Origin of the sequence: Pectobacterium cacticida, assembly GCF_036885195.1 — a bacterium.
In the GTDB taxonomy this organism is placed as follows: domain Bacteria; phylum Pseudomonadota; class Gammaproteobacteria; order Enterobacterales; family Enterobacteriaceae; genus Pectobacterium; species Pectobacterium cacticida.
In genome coordinates this window covers 745,764-765,758 of the sequence record NZ_CP133656.1, presented here as the reverse complement: position 1 = coordinate 765,758, position 19,995 = coordinate 745,764, and the positions used below count along the sequence as shown (strand labels likewise).

General features: G+C 53.0%; 17 protein-coding genes and 2 pseudogenes. 11 read left to right on the top strand and 8 right to left on the bottom strand.

The window, feature by feature from the left end; all coding sequences use genetic code 11:
• Positions 1–53 precede the first annotated feature (53 nt).
• The 9 genes and pseudogenes from RFN81_RS03630 (at position 54) to RFN81_RS03590 (ending at position 11,501) form a co-directional block, all read left to right on the top strand.
• Positions 54–1,379: an MFS transporter gene (locus RFN81_RS03630; protein ID WP_264497825.1), complete on the top strand. Its 1,326-nt coding sequence runs from the start codon at positions 54–56 to the stop codon at positions 1,377–1,379.
• Positions 1,380–1,537: 158 nt separating this feature from the next.
• On the top strand, positions 1,538–2,056 hold the full coding sequence (gene fldB / locus RFN81_RS03625) for a flavodoxin FldB (protein ID WP_264497824.1): 519 nt from the start codon (positions 1,538–1,540) through the stop codon (positions 2,054–2,056).
• A gap of 509 nt (positions 2,057–2,565) precedes the next feature.
• Positions 2,566–3,084: an Hcp family type VI secretion system effector gene (locus RFN81_RS03620; RefSeq protein ID WP_264496693.1), complete on the top strand. Its 519-nt coding sequence runs from the start codon at positions 2,566–2,568 to the stop codon at positions 3,082–3,084.
• A gap of 188 nt (positions 3,085–3,272) precedes the next feature.
• Positions 3,273–5,102 carry a type VI secretion system tip protein VgrG gene (locus tag RFN81_RS03615; RefSeq protein ID WP_264497823.1) on the top strand — a complete coding sequence of 610 codons (1,830 nt, stop codon included), beginning with the start codon at positions 3,273–3,275 and terminating at the stop codon, positions 5,100–5,102.
• Between the two features lie 29 nt (positions 5,103–5,131).
• Positions 5,132–5,578: a DUF1795 domain-containing protein gene (locus RFN81_RS03610; protein ID WP_264497822.1), complete on the top strand. Its 447-nt coding sequence runs from the start codon at positions 5,132–5,134 to the stop codon at positions 5,576–5,578.
• On the top strand, positions 5,571–9,821 hold the full coding sequence (locus RFN81_RS03605) for an RHS repeat-associated core domain-containing protein (RefSeq protein ID WP_264497821.1): 4,251 nt from the start codon (positions 5,571–5,573) through the stop codon (positions 9,819–9,821). The genes RFN81_RS03610 and RFN81_RS03605 overlap by 8 nt, the downstream gene beginning before the upstream one ends.
• A 2-nt stretch (positions 9,822–9,823) precedes the next feature.
• A complete protein-coding gene (gene comJ, locus RFN81_RS03600) occupies positions 9,824–10,303 on the top strand; it encodes a competence protein ComJ (protein WP_264497820.1) in 480 nt (159 codons plus the stop codon).
• Positions 10,304–10,456: 153 nt separating this feature from the next.
• Positions 10,457–11,251, top strand: a pseudogene (locus RFN81_RS03595) (RHS repeat-associated core domain-containing protein); the annotation flags it as partial.
• Between the two features lies 1 nt (position 11,252).
• On the top strand, positions 11,253–11,501 hold the full coding sequence (locus tag RFN81_RS03590) for a DUF7660 family protein (protein ID WP_264498863.1): 249 nt from the start codon (positions 11,253–11,255) through the stop codon (positions 11,499–11,501).
• 74 nt (positions 11,502–11,575) lie between these two features.
• Here RFN81_RS03590 and RFN81_RS03585 read toward each other — a convergent pair.
• From RFN81_RS03585 to sdhE, 4 genes and pseudogenes are all read right to left on the bottom strand, one after another.
• Positions 11,576–11,698: pseudogene (locus tag RFN81_RS03585) on the bottom strand (SymE family type I addiction module toxin); the annotation flags it as partial.
• A gap of 240 nt (positions 11,699–11,938) precedes the next feature.
• Positions 11,939–12,874 carry a 23S rRNA (adenine(1618)-N(6))-methyltransferase RlmF gene (gene rlmF / locus RFN81_RS03580; protein ID WP_264497819.1) on the bottom strand — a complete coding sequence of 312 codons (936 nt, stop codon included), beginning with the start codon at positions 12,872–12,874 and terminating at the stop codon, positions 11,939–11,941.
• Between the two features lie 65 nt (positions 12,875–12,939).
• Positions 12,940–13,353: a protein YgfX gene (locus RFN81_RS03575; RefSeq protein ID WP_264497818.1), complete on the bottom strand. Its 414-nt coding sequence runs from the start codon at positions 13,351–13,353 to the stop codon at positions 12,940–12,942.
• Entirely contained in the window at positions 13,334–13,600 is a 267-nt protein-coding gene (gene sdhE / locus RFN81_RS03570; protein WP_264497817.1) for an FAD assembly factor SdhE, read from the bottom strand. Before sdhE ends, RFN81_RS03575 begins: the two co-directional genes overlap by 20 nt.
• A gap of 235 nt (positions 13,601–13,835) precedes the next feature.
• Here sdhE and ygfZ point away from each other — a divergent pair, with 235 nt between their 5' ends.
• Positions 13,836–14,837 (top strand): tRNA-modifying protein YgfZ, encoded by a 1,002-nt coding sequence (gene ygfZ / locus RFN81_RS03565; protein ID WP_264497816.1) that lies wholly within the window; start codon positions 13,836–13,838, stop codon positions 14,835–14,837.
• A 150-nt stretch (positions 14,838–14,987) separates the two neighbouring features.
• On the opposite strand, the gene trhA is transcribed toward ygfZ, so the two are convergent.
• A complete protein-coding gene (gene trhA, locus RFN81_RS03560) occupies positions 14,988–15,635 on the bottom strand; it encodes a PAQR family membrane homeostasis protein TrhA (protein WP_264497815.1) in 648 nt (215 codons plus the stop codon).
• A 371-nt stretch (positions 15,636–16,006) separates the two neighbouring features.
• Here trhA and RFN81_RS03555 point away from each other — a divergent pair, with 371 nt between their 5' ends.
• Positions 16,007–16,615 carry an HD domain-containing protein gene (locus tag RFN81_RS03555; protein WP_264497814.1) on the top strand — a complete coding sequence of 203 codons (609 nt, stop codon included), beginning with the start codon at positions 16,007–16,009 and terminating at the stop codon, positions 16,613–16,615.
• Positions 16,616–16,764: 149 nt separating this feature from the next.
• On the opposite strand, the gene RFN81_RS03550 is transcribed toward RFN81_RS03555, so the two are convergent.
• The 3 genes from RFN81_RS03550 to RFN81_RS03540 are packed head-to-tail and all read right to left on the bottom strand — an operon-like array spanning position 16,765 to position 19,977.
• Positions 16,765–18,072 carry an ABC transporter substrate-binding protein gene (locus RFN81_RS03550; RefSeq protein ID WP_264497813.1) on the bottom strand — a complete coding sequence of 436 codons (1,308 nt, stop codon included), beginning with the start codon at positions 18,070–18,072 and terminating at the stop codon, positions 16,765–16,767.
• Positions 18,065–19,153, bottom strand: coding sequence for an ABC transporter ATP-binding protein (locus tag RFN81_RS03545; RefSeq protein ID WP_264497812.1), 1,089 nt, complete (start codon positions 19,151–19,153; stop codon positions 18,065–18,067). Before RFN81_RS03545 ends, RFN81_RS03550 begins: the two co-directional genes overlap by 8 nt.
• A complete protein-coding gene (locus RFN81_RS03540; RefSeq protein WP_264497811.1) occupies positions 19,153–19,977 on the bottom strand; it encodes a phosphodiesterase in 825 nt (274 codons plus the stop codon). Before RFN81_RS03540 ends, RFN81_RS03545 begins: the two co-directional genes overlap by 1 nt.
• Between the last annotated feature and the right edge of the window lie 18 nt (positions 19,978–19,995).

Here is a 19,995-nt window from a genome sequence, read left to right as displayed (position 1 = left end):
CTTTTTTTTCTGTGCGTAGAATATGTGTTCATTTGTTAAAATAAAGAAACACTATGCAAGCCACCATCACTCCCACTCTGGATGCCGAAGCGGAAACGCCCCCCGTTAACTCACGTAATAAAGTCATTGTTGCGTCACTGATTGGCACCGCCATCGAATTTTTCGATTTTTATATTTATGCCACTGCGGCGGTGCTGATTTTCCCGCACATTTTCTTCCCGCAAGGCGATCCAACGGCTGCCACGCTACAATCGCTGGCAACCTTTGCTATTGCCTTCGTGGCACGCCCTATTGGTTCGGCGCTCTTCGGCCACTTTGGTGACCGTGTCGGACGTAAAGTGACCCTGGTTGCTTCGTTGCTGACTATGGGGATTTCTACCGTGTTGATTGGGCTGCTGCCTACCTACGAAACCATTGGTATCTTTGCGCCTCTGTTGCTGGCGCTGGCACGTTTCGGTCAAGGGCTGGGTTTGGGCGGAGAATGGGGCGGTGCGGCGCTGCTGGCGACGGAAAATGCGCCATCCAATAAACGCGCGTTATATGGTTCGTTTCCCCAACTTGGTGCCCCTATCGGCTTTTTCTTCGCGAACGGCACCTTCCTGCTATTATCCTGGCTGCTCACCGAAGAGCAGTTCATGAATTGGGGCTGGCGCGTACCGTTCATCGCCTCTGCTGTATTAGTGCTGGTTGGCTTATATGTCCGTATCTCTCTGCATGAAGCGCCGGTCTTTACCAACGCAGTTAAAGCGGGTAAGCAGGTGCGTATGCCGCTGGGTACGTTACTGAGCAAGCACATGAAAGCCACCATCCTCGGCACCTTCATCATGCTGGCGACTTATACGCTGTTCTACATCATGACCGTTTATTCCATGACGTATGGTACGACGCCCGTGCCAGACGGCCTGGGTTTCTCGCGTAATAGCTTTCTATTAATGCTGATGGTCGCGGTGATAGGCTTTGGTCTAACGATCCCGCTCGCGGGATGTTTGGCAGATGCCTTTGGCCGCCGCAAAACCATGATTGTCGTCACGTGCCTGATGCTGGCTTTCTCCATCCTTTTTCCATACCTGCTGGGTTCAGGCAACCAGGTTCTGGTGATGGGCTTTTTGGTATTAGGGCTTAGCCTGATGGGGCTGACATTCGGCCCGATGGGCGCACTGCTGCCTGAGTTATTTCCAACGGAAGTTCGCTACACTGGCGCGTCATTTTCGTACAATATCTCGTCAATTTTAGGCGCGTCAGTCGCACCGTATATCGCGGCATGGCTAACGGCCAATTATGGTCTGTTCTATGTCGGCGTTTATTTGGCGGCAATGGCGTCACTGACGTTGATCGCCCTTCTGTTAATTAAAGAAACGCGCCACCAGTCTCTGGGATAATTTCCCTGCCATGAGGGTCGAAACCCTCATGGCGTCTTTCATTACTATCATCCACCTTTTAGAATAGCGCTATCCGGTACCTTCACTCTCAGGCTACACCTTCATGGTAATCTGAAGCGAATGCGCACACTTTGATAGCATTTTATAAAGAACTGAATATGAAAATCGGTCTATTTTACGGTTCAAGCACCTGTTACACCGAAATGGCAGCAGAAAAGATTCGCGATATTTTGGGCGAAGATCTGGTGGATCTGCACAACGTTAAAGATGTCGACCCCCAACGTATGCAGGACTACAGTATTTTAATACTCGGCATCCCGACGTGGGATTTTGGTGAAATACAGGAAGATTGGGAAAATATTTGGCATCAATTAGCGACGCTGAATCTCAAAGGGAAAGTCGTCGCACTCTATGGTATGGGTGACCAGATTGGCTATAGCGAATGGTTCCTCGATGCACTCGGCATGTTACATGAACAGCTACTACCGTTAGGCGTCACATTCATCGGCTACTGGCCAACAGAAGGCTACGAATTCACCAGCCCAAAACCGCTGACCGCTGACGGCAAACATTTCGTTGGCCTGGCATTAGACGAAGTGAATCAATACGATCTCAGCGATGAACGTCTGGAACAGTGGTGCGAACAGATTCTACAAGAAATGGCGTCACTCCTGTAGGTTATAGACGAATGCCTCTATGTCGATTGCGCCCAGCAGGGGCGCACACAGTTTAAGTCGGTGGTCAAATCCCCCGCATTAATCACGCGAGTACGCTGCTCCCCGCCATCTGACCGTCTACATTCGCGTGTGTTTTTACCTGACAATAGAAGTAAGCACTCACTTTTTACCTGATATCGAGTGGATAATTTATCGCCTTTTTTCTGTCATTAGCAATGAATCCCATCGTAATTGATAGCCTATACCTTTGTTAAATTGATCCCTAACGCCAATTTTCAGCATAAATGCGCATTCTGCGCAACTTCTTGCTCACTTCCCAGTGGATATCACTTTTTGCGCAATGGATGCCGTTTTTTCACGAGGTCTGCGCAACTTTTTGCTCAAATTTTGCTTAGGGAAAATTTGACTTAAGTGATTGTTTAATCATAACAATAACATATAAATTGGCACAGGAGTTGCTATACAGAACGCGACGTTATTCAACTCGTTCAACAACAAGGAGCAAGACCATGCCAACTCCATGCTATATCAGCATCGAAGGGAAAACGCAGGGCAACATCACCGCGGGCGCATTCACCGCCGAGTCCGTCGGCAACATCTACGTGCAGGGCCACGAAGATGAGATGCTGGTGCAGGAATTCAAACACATCGTTACCGTTCCGACCGACCCGCAATCCGGTCAGCCGTCCGGCCAACGCGTTCATAAACCCTTCAAATTCACCGTCGCGCTCAACAAGGCCGTGCCGCTGCTGTACAACGCGCTCTCTACCGGTGAAATGCTGCCGACCGTGACACTGAAGTGGTATCGCACTTCGGTGGAAGGCAAACAGGAGCATTTCTTTTCCACCATCCTGACCGACGCCACCATCGTCGATATCAACTGCCAGATGCCGCACTGCCAGGACCCGGCGAAACTGGACTACACCCAGTTACTCGAAGTCTCGCTGGCCTACCGCAAAATCGACTGGGAACACACCGTGGCCGGCACCTCCGGCTCTGACGACTGGCGTGCGCCGGTTGAAGCGTAATTGATACCCAACCCGGGCGTGCCCGGGTTTTTCACATTTTTCGTTGAAACAATATGTAGCCCGTCTACGCATGGGGGTGAGCAGACTCAACCCCATGTGCAGGTGTCATCAGGGTTGACCCGTGCCGCGCCGGAAAGCGCGGCACGTGCGGTAGCCATGGTTATAGTGAGGGGAAAAGGAGAGGACAGGTGGCAAACAGTACAGGATTACAGTTCACGGTTAAGGTCGGCGCCCTGCCCGAAAGCACGTTTGTCGTGGTGGATTTTCAGCTCAGCGAAGCGCTGAATCGCCCGTTCGGCCTGTCGCTTAGTCTGGCCAGCGCATTACCGGATGTAGATTTTGGCGCGGTACTCGACCAGCCGTGCGAGTTGCTGATTTGGTTCGAGGGAGAACTCAAACGCCGGGTCAGCGGTATCGTCAGCGGTTTTACGCAGGGCGACACCGGCTTTCGCCGCACCCGCTATCAGGCCGAGGTGCGCCCGGCGCTGTGGCGACTGGGGTTACGCACCAACGCCCGCATTTTTCAGGCGCACAAACCCGAAGCCATCATCGCCACATTGCTGGAAGAGTCCGGCATTACCGATTATGCCTTTGCCTTACGCCATGACCACGCCTCGCGTGAATACTGCGTGCAATACCGGGAAAGCGATTTAGCCTTTATCACCCGACTGGCCGCCGAGGAAGGGCTGTATTTCTTCCACGAATTTGAAGCGGGCAAGCACCGCGTGGTCTTTGCCGACGATGCCGGGGCGCTGGCCAAAGGTCCCGAACTGTTCTTCAACCTCGCCACGCAGGGCCTGAGCGAAGGCGAGTACGTCCGTCGCTTCCGCTACGCCGAGCAGGTCAGCACGGCAGAGGTGGCCCTCAAGGATTACAGCTTCAAAACCCCGGCCTACGGCCTGCTGCACCGTAAGATGAGCAACGACCTGGCGCATCAGCGGGAGAGCTATCAGCACTTCGACTACCCCGGTCGCTTCAAGCAAGACCCGAGCGGCAAGGCGTTTACCGGCTATCGGCTGGACGCGTTAAGGGCGGGCGCGATGGGCGGCGCGGGCGAATCCAATGCCGCCATGCTGATGCCGGGCAGCACCTTTCAACTGACCGAACACCCCAACCCGACACTCAATACCGGCTGGCAACTGGTCGCCATCACGCACAGCGGGCAACAACCGCAGGCGCTGGAAGAGGAAAGCGGCGGCGAACCGACCACCTACAGCAACAGTTTTGAGGTTATCAGCGCCAAACGCACCTGGCGCGCCGACCTGCCGTACAAGCCGATGGTGGATGGCCCGCAAATCGCCACCGTGGTCGGCCCGGCGGGCGAAGAAATCTACTGTGACGAACATGGGCGGGTGAAGCTGCAATTTCCGTGGGACCGCTACGGCGCCAGCAATGACCAAAGCTCCTGCTGGGTACGAGTCAGCCAGGGCTGGGCGGGCGGCCAGTACGGGCTGATCGCCATCCCGCGCATCGGCCACGAGGTGATTGTCAGCTTCCTGGAAGGCGACCCGGACCAGCCGATTGTGACAGGGTGCACCTTTCACGCCACCAATAGGCCGCCGTACCCGCTGCCCGCCAACAAGACGCGCACCACGCTGCGTACCTCGACGCACAAGGGAACTGGCTTCAACGAACTGCGCTTTGAAGACCAGTCAGGTCAGGAAGAAGTGTTCATCCATGCTCAGAAAGACATGAACACCGTGGTGCTCAACAATCGCACGACAACCGTGACGGCTGACCATACCGAAAGCGTCGGCGGCAATCAGGTAGTTTCCGTCAGCAAAGACCAGTCCACCGAGATTCAGGGACAGCAAAATATCGCTATTACCCAAAACCGCAGCACGATCGTCAATGATAACGACAGCCTACAGGTGAAAAACAATATTGCCATCCAGTCACAGGAGGGCGACATCCTGATTGCTACTAAAGGCGGTTTTATCGGCATCAGCGCCGATGGCGTCATCAACCTTAAGGGCAGCCATATTGTCATCAATGGCCAGCAAATCGACCTGAACTAAATAACAAAAACGACAAGGACAGATGGAATATGTATCAGATGAATGAAGGATCGCTGGCCATTCCGGCGCAGTGGCGTGACGAATCCCTACACGTTTTTGTCTTGCCGGACGACACCGTCAATCTCGTCGTCAATCGAACCCCGACCGAACCCGGCCAGACGCCGAAAACGGTTTATGAGAACACGTTGGAACAGTTTTCAGCGCAACTGAAAGGGTACAAAGAAATCCAGTCGTGGGAGCTGACGCTGGCAGGTTTACCCGCCCCGGCGCTGGAATACGCCTGGCAGTCGCCGGAAGGCCGGATGCATCAGGTCGTCGTGATGCAAGTGCGTGGTAATCTGCTGCTGACATTCACGATTACCGCCGCTGATGTACTGAGTGAGACGCATAAGTCTGAACTACTGGCGGTGATTGAGACCTTTAGCGTCGCTGCGCCCGCCCTCGATCCGGAGGGGAAGGCAGGCGGCGATGCGTGATGAAATTCTGGCCCGTATTGCGCGCGTCGGTGCGATGCACGCGGGCAATCGCCCCACGCTGCCACCTGACTTACCAGCACCCGGTAGTGGTTCGCCGCCGACCTCGCCGGGCAAAGCTATAAAACACAGCAGCTTTCTGGGCGCATTGCTCGGCGCGGTGGCCGGAGCGCTGGTTGCAGCAGCCGTGGCCACTGTGGCGGTTGCCCTGGTGGGCGTTACCGGTGGATTGGCGATTGCCGTGGTCGGTGGGTTGGCGGTGCTGGGGGCGGGAAGCCTGATATCGGCGGTCAGTGGCCGGGTGTCCGCCATGGTGGATAGCGCCTCACCACCTGCTGGGGTGGTAGCGGGCGGTTCTCCGAATGTGTCGGTGGAAGGCAACCCGGTTTCCCGCGCAGAAGTCGACGCGGTGGCGTGCACCAAGCACAGCGGCCCGCAGCTCATTGCTCAGGGCAGCGAAACCGTCTTTGTGAACGGTCATCCGGCCGCACGGATTGGCGACAAGACCGTGTGCGGTGCCACCATCAAGGAGGGGGCCTCGACGGTGTTCTTTGGCTCCGGTCAGGCTACCGTACTGGAGATACAGGACGAGTTCAGCGGCTGGCAGAAAGCGCTGCTGATTGCGGTGGAATTTCTGGTGCCTCCAAGCCGCGGCCTGTTTCGCGGGTTGGGGAAGTTATTCTTCCGCGGCCCCAAAGCGGTGATGAAAGGACTGGGCGCTGGTGCACTTTGGGCAGGTAAGCGTCTCAAGCAAAAGACACGTTGCGCCACCCGGGCATTTAAGGCGAACAAGGGCCGGGCGCGGGTGACACAAGCGGCCAAAGCCTTCAAGAAGGACCCGGTGTATATTGCCAGCGGTGAGGTGATTGAACGCCGCATCGATATCGAACTGGGGCAGACCATCCCGCTAGTGTTCGAACGCACCTACCGCTCTGGCAGTACCCACGTCGGTCTGCTGGGACATGGCTGGCAGGATAGCTGGAGCGAGGTCGCTACCGTTAGTCAAGATGATGGCGACACTCATGTCACTATCACCCTGGCACAGGGCTATGACATTGATTTCACCTTCGGGCTCGGTGCCATCGTGGTGTACTGCGCCGAATACCCCGAATTCAAGCTGCTGCGGCGGCATAACGGTTTTCATCTGTGGCACCGCGACAGCCAGACCTGGCGTGCCTTTACCGTCAAACACGGTGACCAGTTGCTATTGTCGGCTATTACCGACAACCACCAGAATCGAATCGACTTTCTCCGCGACCCCAAAGGCTACCTGCGCAAGATACAACACAGCGACGGCATTGAACTGCTACTAGTGTGGCGGGGGGAGTTTCTGCGTCAGGTCCAGCGCATTGATGGTGGTCAGAAAACCATTCTGGCCGAGTATCGTCAGGATGAAGGTGCCCGATTGGTCGAAGCGGATGCGGCGCAGGGGTATCGCTTGTCCTATGACTACGATAAGCACCAGCGTCTGACGCGCTGGCACGACAATGACAAGACCTGGGCACGGTACGAATATGACGCGCTTGGTCGCTGCGTTTACACCACCTGCGCCGACGGCTATCTGACGGCGCGTTTTGCGTATCTGGCCGACCGCGTGGTGATGACCGACGGGCGGGGGCAGCGCCATGAATACGGCTTTAATGCGTTGTGCCTGATGGCGTGGCAGAAATCTCCGCTTGGGCATATCACCCGCTATGAGTATGACGATGTCGGCAACCTGCTGCGGGAAATATCCCCGGCGGGGCGGGTAGTTGAGTTCGCTTACCAAGATGACACCGGGCTGGTTAGCCTCTTTACCGACGGTAGCGGCCACCAATGGCATTACGCATACGACGACCACGAGCGACTGGTTGGCATCACTGACCCGCTCGGGCGTCATTGGGACTGGCAGTATGACGGCAAAGGCAATCCGCAGTGTCTGACCGGCCCCGCCAACCGTGAGGTGCGCTTTACCTGGAACCGCTACGGCCTGTTAACGGAGGTCAGTGATGAACAAGGGCGAGTGCAGGCCAACCTGTGCTATGACCACCGTCAGCGGTTGCTGAGCGCCACCGATGCCGAGTCCCGGACCCAGCAATTGCGCTACGACCAGCAGGACCGGCTAACGACCTGGACACGGGCGGATGGTGCGACCTATCGCCTTGGCTACCGCCGTGCCAGTTGGCAACTGCCGGAGCAACTGGTACGTCCGGACGGCAGGGAGGAGAAGCGCCGCTACGACAAACATCACAACTTGCAGGTCTACACTGACGGCAACGGCGCAGAGTGGGAGCAAGGCTACGGGGCGTTCGACCTGCTGGTATCACGTACCGATGCGGCAGGACGTACCTGGCGGTATGAATATGACAAGGAAAGCCAGCAACTGGTGGGCGTTACCGCACCGGACGGCAGCCAGTGGCAATGGTGGCTGGATGCGGACGGTCGGGTTATACGCGAACGGGACACGGCGGGTACGGAGACCCACTACGGCTATGACGAAGACGGCAACTGCATCACCGTTCGCAACGGTGAAGGAGAAACCCGGCACTTCCTGTATGACGGGCGTGGGCTGCTGATAAAGGAGACGGCGCCGGACGACACCCTGCGCTATCGTTATGATGCGGCGGGTCGGCTTATCGAAGTCGCGTCCGCCACCGGTCATGTACTGTTGACGTATGACGAGTGTGACCGTGTGGTCGAAGAGCGCAACAGCGGCACGGTCATCCGGCGTCAATACCTGGACACCTCGCACTCCGTCACCCGGAGTCTGGCCTGGGAAGGAGAGGAAGACGGCGCAGCGCTGACCAGCACCTTTGGCTACAGCGCCACGGGCGAACTGCGTCAGGTCATGTTGCCGGACGGCGCGGCGCTGACGCTGACGCATGATGCGGCCGGGCGCGAAGTGACCCGCCACGGCAGCGGCGGTTTTGCTCAGCAGCGTGAATACGATGTCATGGGTTGGTTAACGCGGGAGCGGAGCGGGCCAACGGTGGATGGTCGTCTGCAACCGACCCAGACGCGGGAATACCTCTATGACGGCGCGGGCAACCTGATAGGCACGCGGCGCAACCGTGAGGCGGCAGGCTACAAGCTTGACGCCAGCGGGCGCGTGCTGGCCGTCCTGAGTGGCGGTGCGGGGCGCACCATCAACACCGAGGAAGAGTACCGTTACACCCGCAGCGGTTTACCACAGGCGGCGACACGCCTGACCGACTGGCAGGCTGGGCGACTCACCCAGCAGGACAACACGCACTACCAGTACGATAAGGCCGGACGGCTCATTCGCAAACAGGTGGTGCAGCCGGGCTATCGCCCACAGGTATGGCACTACCGCTGGGACAGCCGTAACCAGTTGCGGGTCGTCGACACGCCGAATGGCGAACGCTGGTTCTATCGTTACGACCCGTTCGGCCGCCGCATCGGCAAACGCTGCGACCAGAAGGCGGACGACATCCGCTATCTGTGGGACGGCGACCAGATAGCCGAAGTGCGTCACTATCGCGACAAACAGCTTATCAGCCGCCGCCATTGGGTACACAACGGTTGGGAGTTGCTGGTGCAACAGCGTGAGAGCGCAACCGCAAGTTGGGAAACGGATTTTGTCACCAGCGGGCATAATGGCGAACCGCAGGCTATCTTTACTCCGCAAGGCGAACTGCGCTGGCTGGCGCCGCGCGCCACGTTATGGGGCCAGCGCTATACGGATAAGACAGAAAATCTTGATCCGGGGCTGGCGTTTGCCGGACAATACCGTGACGAGGAGAGCCGCTTATGCTATAACCGATTTCGGTATTACGACCCGAGCGGTGGCTGTTATATCTCACCTGACCCTGTGAGTATTTTGGGTGGTGAGAATAACTACGGGTATGTGCATAACCCACTGGACTGGGTTGATCCGTTTGGGTTAGCTGGTTGTTCCTTAATAAAATCATCCTCCAAGGATTATGATTACATCTTAAAGTTGAAGCGTACTGAATATCCGCAAACATTTGGTCATATTGATGACGCTATTGGGAAGGGGCACCCGGATATCGTGACTATCAATAGAGGAACCGCCAAGTTGAATAGGAAAGTGAGTTTAAAAGATGTAAAGACAAAGACTGGGTATGATCGTGACGAATGGCCAATGGCTATGTTTAAAGAGGGCGGAAGTGGTGCAAGTGTCAGGTATATTAATCCTGGTGATAATCGCGGCGCCGGCTCAAGCATTGGTAGTATTTTGTCGGATTTGCCTGATGGAACTAGAATAAAAGTGGAGATTTTCTAATTATGCTCAATGAAACCCAGAAATTCGATTTGCTAATTTCACATGGTCAGATTTTAATAAGATCAAGAACATTTGATGAGCAATTAAGCTCATGGGGTAAAGGGAATATTGAGCAGGGAGCTCTTTTATATAAGGATTATGTTGTATTTGATCCGCTCCCTGAAGATGCTTTCGGTGCAAATGTAATTGTGTCTATTTCCTCTGCTTTTGATATTGATGAAAATTGTCAGCGTTGCATTGTTGTGCCATTTCATGTGAGCAATAAAGATAATGTTGAGGTGGCTTCTGCTACAGAGAAGTTCAAAGTAAATTTGAATTTTGAGACTGAGATATATTCTCTCTACTATGAGATATGTGAAGGTGATGAAATATTTTATAAATTCACATTTGTACCTGCTAAAAAGGAGGTTAATCCTGAATATTTATTGGATGATCCATGGGGAGGGGTTAAGGGAAAACCTCTTTTAATTGGTAAAATTTAGCAGTTCTCATTGATGGGTAATGGTTGGCTACTGGTTTTTAATTAATATCAAGGAGGGGGTTTTTATCTCACTATCTATCTAAGAAGTGAATCTACACGTTTTCCTATTTGCAGGGTCACGGGTGAGCTGTGTCAGGTACCGTTAAGGTGGTGACTGTGGGACGGCGACCAGATAGCCGAAGTGCGGCACTATCGCGACAAGCAGCTTATCAGCCGCCGCCATTGGGTACACAACGGCTGGGAGTTGCTGGTGCAGCAGCGTGAGCGCGCAACCGCAAGTTGGGAAACGGATTTTGTCACCAGTGGGCATAATGGCGAACCGCAGGCTATCTTTACTCCGCAAGGCGAACTGCGCTGGCTGGCGCCGCGCGCCACGTTATGGGGCCAGCGCTATACGGATAAGACAGAAAATCTTGATCCGGGGCTGGCGTTTGCCGGACAATACCGTGACGAGGAGAGCCGCTTATGCTATAACCGATTTCGGTATTACGACCCGAGCGGTGGCTGTTATATCTCACCTGACCCGATAGGGGTGCTGGGTGGGGATGATAACTATCAGTACGCGCCAAATCCAATTACATGGGCTGATCCATTGGGGTTGGCAGAATGTAGTTTAAATCCTAAAGATATTCATTTCATGCAAAGCTCGATTAAAAATCAAACGGGCGCTCATACTGTTTTAGATAATGCTAAAGCTCCATCTAATGGCTCATTGAAAGCATCGGATTTACCTGCGATTAAAGTATGGAAAGATCCTTCAGGGAAAATATGGACACTAGATCATCGTCGTTTGGCTGCATTTAAAATTGCTGGCCTTGATAAAGTACCGGTCCAATGGGCTACTCCTAGAGAAATAGCAAGTCAGATGTGGAAAATGACTACAAGAACCGATGGAAAAAGCATCATCCTTAAAATGGGAGATGGCGTGAGGAAAATCATAGGTGGATGAAATGTTAGATGAATTGTTCCCGATTAGCAGTAAAGATGATCTTGTTAAACTTATATCTGCTTTGGCTAAAGATTTTAAAGAAAATCCCGATGAATGGGAAAATAAAGATTTACCATCTTATCTAGAAGCAATAGCCTCATGGATAGAAGACATGGATGGATATTATGAAAATACCAACCAGCCTATACCGAAAGATACAAACTGGAAAGTTTTTGCAGATATATTAATGGCTGCAAAAGTCTACGAATAAATAAAAGCCGGAAGCGATCCCAACGATTCTTCCGGCTTTATTTTTATCTGCTATTTATTCCTTGATGTGCGGCGTCAGAGATTAATCTCGGTCTCAATAATCATCCTTCCCCGCTCCACCGTCACGGTTATCGGCATCCCGGTCATAAACCCCGACTCCTCCAGCCAGCGGCCTTTAAGGTTAATGGCGGACGGCGGGATCTAACATACGATACGGAGAATTGAATTATCTAGGACACTCAACAGGTGTTAGAGATCGACTAGATCTCTAGTTACCTAAATACAGGTGCGCCTCTAATCCCTCCACCCAACCTACGGGATTCATTGCAAAGCTGGTTTTAATCGTGCTCGTGGACATGTTGTTGGCGGATGCAAACCTCATAGCAATAGCATTGCTGCGAATATCCCGATGACAAGTATCCGTAGTCATGATGTCGTTTAGCGTTTGTGAAACCAGCGAGCGCGGGCGGCGCTATTCAGAAAGCTCCAGGCGACAAAGCGACTTTGCTTTTGGCCTTGCGCCATGTCTTTCGTTTTGATCTGCTCCGCACCAACCGCTTCCAACGCGCGGTAAATCGCCGGCACGTTTTCTTTGCGTGACACCAGCGAGGTAAACCACAGACACTGGCGGGCAAAACCAACGCTTTCCTTGATCATCTGACCAATGAAGGCGGATTCTCCTCCCTCACACCACAACTCATCCTGCTGACCGCCAAAATTTAGCGGCGATCGCGTGTCCAGCCCCAGATGATGTCGCTTACGCTGCGATCCCTCGTGAGCCTCTTGGGCAGAGGAATGAAACGGCGGATTACACATAACGGCATCAAACGTGTCGTTCTTGTGTATAACGCCGACTAGCACCGCCTGACTATTTTTCTGACGGCGCAGACGAATCGAGCGATTCAAACCAGGATTCGCCTCAATCGTCTCATTAGCTGCCTTCATAGCCAACGGATTAATTTCGCTGCCGGTGAAACGCCAACCATACTCGCGGTGCCCAATTAGCGGATAAATACAGTTAGCGCCGCAGCCGATATCTAATATTGAGGCTCCCTGCGGCACCACCGAATGGTTATCTTCCGCCAGCACATCGGCCAGATGGTGAATATAATCGGCACGGCCCGGAATGGGCGGACACAGAAACCCCTCGGGGATCGTCCAGTGTTCAATTTGATAAAAATACCGCAGCAGCGCCTGATTCAGCGCTTTTACCGCGTCAGGATTAGCAAAATCCACTGACTCATCGCCATAGGCATTCACCCTCACAAACTGGGTTAATGCCGGGTAGCACTGCTTGAGCGCGGGGAAATCATAACGATCGCGATGACGGTTGCGAGGATGCAGACCTGTTTTTTGTACGGCGGGCTTAATCATCAATGATACTCAATATATTTCGAAATACAGTCAAACGATGACCGAATAAAAACATAGCGTAACCGCTATCTTGCCCAGCGTTTCTGTTGCAACAGGATCTGACGCAAATGACGCCACTCATCCTCACCCATGCTGTCCGATGCCAGCCATAGTTGTCGCCTGTCTTTACCATTTACCGCCTGCAATGACAATAATACACCATGCTTCAGCAACCACGGCCGTTTCACGATTCGCCACTCTTGCTGCCGCCAATCCAACGTGGTTTCGCTAAGCAACGCGATTTCTCCGTGTCGCGATTTGATATTGCGTTGGCTGCGGATAAAACCAAACATCACCATCGTGACCAGACACAGCCACAGCCACGCGTAACCATCCGGCCACGGCGCCAGAAGAATAAGTAACACTAAGAGGCCATGCACCATCAATGAGAGTAGCTGCATTCGCCAGGAAACGCGGAGATCACATTGCCACTGGGCCACGATCTTTATTTCGCGTCTGAATAAGAGAAATCATGCGTTTTAGCTCTTCGTCCTGCGGCTCGCCGTGGTTCATCAACCAGTTAAATAAATCAGGATCGTCGCTTTGTAACAGTCGGACAAACGTGTGCTTATCACTGTCACTGAGTGTGTCATAGTCATGCTCGAAAAAGGGCATGATCGCGATATCCAGTTCACGCATACCACGACGACACGCCCAATGAATACGTGATTTATTATCGATTTCCATGTTTCATGTCTGCCTTGTTATCGCCACTTATCGCTAGTGTACCCTGATTCCGGTAGCGGGTTTCAACTAATAGTAACATTCTGACATAGTTTACCCATAAGAAAAACGAAGAGCACCTTCCTATACATCGGAATAGGCCAGGCTATCACGCGGCGAGAATAACCCCTTGCAAACCCTGACCGCTCTTTTACCATTAGGCCATTCGGGCATCGCCCTTAGCGTAGGATCGTACTCTATGGTTAACCAACATACGACTTATCAACGTCCTTTTGCATCACACCCTCCGGTTGCGTCAGCCCAATTGACCGCGACGCTGATCTCGCTCGACGATTGGGCGTTGGTCACGTTAGTCGGGCCAGACACCGTCTCCTATCTTCAGGGACAGGTCACTGCTGATGTCAACGCGCTGGCTAATGAGCGGCACGTCCTTTGCGCCCATTGCGACGCAAAAGGAAAAATGTGGAGCAACTTACGCCTGTTTCATCGCGGCGAGGGCCTGGCTTACATTGAACGCCGCAATCTCCGCGACGCGCAGCTAAGCGAACTGAAAAAATATGCGGTTTTCTCGAAAACCACCATCACGCCGGACGATAGCACCATCCTGCTTGGTGCCGCAGGTGCGGGTATCCGCGCGCGGCTGGCGTCGATATACCCTCAACTTCCAGACGCCGAGCACGCTGTCGTACAACATGAAGGGGCAACCTTATTACATTTTGCCCACCCTACAGAACGTTTTCTGTTGGCGCTTTCGCCTGAGCAAAGTACGTCGCTACTCGAACAGCTCGGTGACAGCGTCAGTTTACATGACAGCCAACAATGGCTAACGCTGGATATTGAAGCGGGGCTTCCCATCATTGACAGTGCCAACAGCGGGCAGTTCATTCCACAAGCAACTAATTTACAGGCACTCAATGGCATCAGCTTCAGTAAAGGATGTTATGCCGGACAGGAAATGGTCGCTCGGGCAAAATATCGCGGTGCGAATAAGCGTGCGCTTTATTGGTTAGCGGGAAAAGCGGGTCAGATCCCCCAAGCTGGAGACGATCTTGAATTACAGCTTGGTGATAACTGGCGTCGAACAGGAACGGTATTGGCGGCTAGCCAATTGCAGAATGGTGAAGTTTGGGTACAGGCCGTGTTAAACAACGATCTCACCGCCGAGCACATTTTGCGCGTTCGTGGCGACGTAGACAGCCGACTCGCAATTCAGCCGCTACCTTATGAAATAACTGATTAAAAATATCACGCCGTTGACATCCTTCCCGCCCCAAAAGGCGGGGTTTTACGGCGTACCTAATAATGGGATAGGCGGGTAACAGGACCTAAACGTTTTTACAATCGAACGATTATCATTGCTCGTCTTACGCCATCTCCCCGCAACCAAAGATTAAATATAAAGATAAATCGCCAGAAAGTGGCAGACGCTGCCGCCCAGCACAAACCCGTGCCAAATTGCGTGATTATAGGGAATGCGTTTGCAGACGTAGAAAATAACGCCCAACGTGTACACTACACCGCCCACGGCCAGTAGCGTTACGCTTCCCGGCGCCAATTTCATCATCATCTGATAAATAACGACTAAAGATAGCCAGCCCATCACCAAATAGGTCATCAGCGACAGTACTTCAAAACGGTGGGCAAACGCCAGTTTGAAGATCACCCCCAACAGCGCCATAACCCAGATGACCACCATTAAGCCATGCGCCAGCGGGGAATTTAGCCCGACCAGCAAAAATGGCGTGTAGGTTCCGGCAATCAATAGATAGATAGCACAGTGGTCGAATTTCTTTAGCCAGGGTTTGATGCGCGCCGAAGGGATCGCGTGGTACAGCGTCGACGCCAGAAAAAGCAGGATAATACTACCGCCATAGAGACTATAGCTGGTGATTGCCAGACTACCGACGTCGCGATTGACCGCCTGCACCAACAGTAAAACCAAGCCTACAATACCAAAAATCACACCGATTCCATGGCTAATGCTATTCGCAATTTCTTCTGCCGGCGAATATTCCGACGCTTGTACATTTTTTGCCATCTACCGTTCCACAGCATTCATTCAGTAACGAACCTATTCCATAACGCCATCAGCCATACTATCCCTCCCGAGGTTTCCGCCCCTCATACCGGATATGGCAGACGTTATCCTGAACAGATTAACCGAGAAGCATTTCAGTGTACATCTGTAAGCTGAAATTTTCCCTGCGCGATCGTCCATCAGAGGGGTAATCATGCATGTCAATCCTGCATAACATCCCCTACAATGGTCAGCTTAGATATTCTCTCTATTTTTTGAAAGGCATCGTCGTTGTCTATTATTTTGCGTTGGTCGCCATCCGGTTCTGACGCTTAGAGCGCCTTTCTGTCGTTGTCACTGCATACTATTTCTCTGCAAGAGGTACGCGTTTCATGTCATCTTCTCCATCCCTTCTTAATTTCGGCTCCCTGACCGAGGTGTTTGGCTTTCTGATAGAAATCGATAAATTAAAAAGCGTGCAACGCCGTAATAAGATTATTGGCAGTGAACGTCACGAAGATTCCGCCGAGCATAGTTGGCACTTTGCCGTCGCGGCAATGGCGCTCGCGCCCTATGCCGGTGAAAACGTAGACATTCATCGCGTGATCCAAATGGCGCTGATTCATGACATTGTCGAAGTCGATGCGGGCGATGTACTGGTGTACGATCTCTCTGCGCGCCTGGCGATTCACGACCGTGAAGTCGCCGCCGCTACACGTATTTTTGGCCTGTTGCCGGAACCGCAACGTCAACAATTCCATGCCTTGTGGGAAGAATATGAGGCCAATCAAACCCCGAGCGCCCAGTTCGCTATGATGCTCGATCGCCTCATGCCGATGCTGATGAACCTGCACAATGGCGGGCAAAGTTGGATAGAAAACGGCATCCGTCTGGAACAGGTTCTCGATCGCGCCGCGTTTATCGCTAACATCAACCCAGAACTGTGGCGCTACCTTAAAGCGCATCTGGAAGAGGCGAAAACCAAAGGGTGGTTGCTTTAAAGGAACAGCGCCTCGTTGCTTTCTCACACTGCCGTAGAAAATTTCTTCGGCCAGAAACAGTCTTTTCCGCTGAAACGCTTATTGCCAATGGACGCAGACGTTACCGTCTGCGTCCATTGGCTGTCGGCCAGAGAAAGGCACCGCCTCTGTTATTTCACTTCGCGCAACGCCGTTTGATCTACATACGGCTTCATTATGCTATCCGCTTCTTTTTGTGCCGCAGCGGCCGCATCTTCCACCTTTTTCGCTGGATCATTCAACAGTGCCGCTAGCTGATTTTCCATCGCCTTGCGTACCGCGACCGTTTCATAGGTTGCATACCACGGATGAGCATATTGCAACTGTGACAATGCAATGGCCGCGCGTGGATCTTTCGCCAGATAATCTTTCATTTCCGGCAGATCGTAGGCCGCCATACGCGGTGCGAAATAACCGGTAAAACGGCTCCAGCTCCCGCTGACCTCAGGGCTGACCAGATAGCTCATAAACTGCCAGGCTGCTTTCTTTTTCTCCTCGGAAATCCCCTTAAAGCTCACCAGACTTGCCCCGCCGATAGTCACACCACGACGCTCTTTTTCCGGCATCATCGCCACACCAAGCGTAAAATCTTTGGTGTTTTCGCGCATAAACCCTAACGCGCCGGTGCTTAGCATCGCCATCCCCAATTTGCCGGAGAAAAACGCGGCGCTGATCTGCTTGGAATTCAGCACGCCCGCTGGCATCACCTTGTCGCGGTAGACTAAATTGCGCCAGAACTGAAGTGCGCCTTTGGTCGACGCTGAGTTGTAATAGACTTCTCCCGGATAGTCGGCATTATAATATGCCCCGCCGTTAGCTCGCGTCAGTGCGGATAACATCCAGCCGCCATAATCATCGTTCGTTGACGGAATCATAATGCCCCACTGCCCTTTCGCCGGATCGGTCAATTTCTTCGCGACCGCAACTACCTCATCCCAATTCTTGGGCGGTTCGTTAATACCCGCCTTCTTCAGCATATCTTCGTTGTAATAGAGGATCGGCGTCGAGTTGTGAAATGGAATCGCATACGTCACGCCCATCACCTGTGCGTTCTGGTGTAGCGCTGGCCAAAAGTTTTTGGTCAGGAAAGGCGTGGCCTTTTCGTTGCCATATTTGAACAGTTCGTCCATCGGCAGGATTTCATCTTTGATAACCAGATCGGCGGTAAAGTTTGCCGACATAATCACCAATGCTGGCGGATCGCCCGCTTTGGCGGCGGCTTCCGCTTTCACTTTAGTCGTGTCGTAACCGCCAGTGAAAATGCCACGCACTTCAACCTGATCCTGAGATTGGTTGTATTCTTTGATGATGCGCGTCATTTCCATCGTTAACTTGCCATCAACCGGCGCGGGGAACATAAAATCAATCTTTTCTTTCGCCAGAGCAGAACCTGACATGAGCAAAGTGATTGCCAACGCCATCATATGAGGCTTACGCATTTATTTTCTCCTGGGATAAATTACGGGCGGTTTGCCCGGAAAACCAATGACAATCTTGCGGTGAAAAATGAAGCTCAATAAAAGTACCGACATCCGGCACGCCAGCGCGATTTGGCCGCCGATAGCGAATTACCCCCAACGGCGTATCGACATGAATCAAATACTCAGCGCCGAATAATTCCCGTTGCTTCACCGTTCCCGATAACGATAACGCGCCATCTGACGTGGCGTGATCGGTAATATGCTCAGGCCGAATGCCCAGTAGCACACTGGTGAGTGAGTGAGTTTCTTCGCTAACGGGCAACGCCACCGGCAAGGTTGGAAATAAGGCATGGCCGTTATCGCAGGACAACGTCACCATGTTCATCGCCGGTGTACCAATAAAACCAGCCACAAAAACGTTCGCAGGACGAGAATACAGTTGTTCCGGTGTACCCACTTGCTGCAACACGCCGCGATCCAGTACAGCGATCCTATCCGCCATCGTCATCGCTTCGATCTGATCGTGCGTGACGTAAACGGTGGTCGTTTGCAACTGTCGATGCAGATCCATAATACCGTCGCGCACATCGCTACGCAGGCGGGCATCCAGATTCGACAACGGCTCATCCATCAGAAACAAACGGGGATCGCGCACGATCGCCCGCGCCATCGCCACGCGCTGACGCTGACCGCCGGACAGTTTCCCCGGCTTGCGCTTGAGTAATGGCTCAAGTTGGAGCAGGCTGGCAACACGCTGTACCCGCTGTGGATAGTCCGCTTTCGGCTCGCCGCGCATCCGCATCCCAAAGGTGATGTTCTGCTCAACGGTTAAATGTGGAAACAGCGCGTAATTCTGGAAGATCATAGAGAAATTACGCTGTTTGGGGCTCCACGTCGTGATGTCGTCGTCACCCAGCAGAATTTGCCCGTCACTCACCGCTTCCAGACCCGCCAGCATGCGTAACAGTGTACTTTTCCCACAGCCGGACGGCCCAACCAACACTAAAAATTCGCCGTCAGCGATATCCAATGACAGCGAGGCCAGCGCCTGAGTCTGCTCGAAGCGTTTGCTGATATTACGTAATTGAATCGCCGCCATTATGCATCCACCGGACAACTGATACGCGGATCGTAGAGGAAAGGCCCAGGGTAGGACGCGATCGACTGGCTATAGCTGACTAGCCCAGTTTGCGGTACATAGCGATGCATCACCACGCTGGCGGGTTCCAGGTTGTAATAGGGTGCGTCATCTTCGTAAAAATACGGAACCTGATGGACGGTACCCGGTACGGTGGCAATAATCGCCTGCCGGTGCTGCGTCATAATCAAACGATGCGTATGCCCGCAGAATACGCGAGTGAGTTGCGGGAAACGTTCGATCAGCATCAGCAGTTCATGTCCGTTTTCGCAGGCGATCCGATCCATCTGTGCAGATCCTAATGGGAGCGGTGGATGATGCATGAAGATCGTCGTTTCGCGCGTTGGGTGATCCTGCAATTGTTGCGCTAGCCAGCTCAGCGTGGACGGCGTGAGCCATCCTTTCGACTGCCCGGTCAAACTGGTATCGATGAATAATAAACGCAGCGGAAAATCGTCCACGGCATAACGAATATTTTCCGGATCGTCACCCAATAACGGGCACAGCGGACGCATCGCATCCAGGAAATACGCTTTATCATCATGGTTGCCAGGGATGACATACAGCGGGTAATCCAACATCTGCAACACGCGCTGTGCCATCTGATACTCTTGTGGGCGTCCACAGTTGACAATATCGCCGCTAATCACCACCGCATCAGGCCGTTCGCTCAATGCGTTTAGCTGGTTAATGACTTTGGCGTTTTCTCCATTAATATCAATAAATTCATAAAGTTTTCGTCCTTCACTGCGAAAATGCAGATCGGAAATCTGTGCCAACAACATAACAACCACCTCTATATT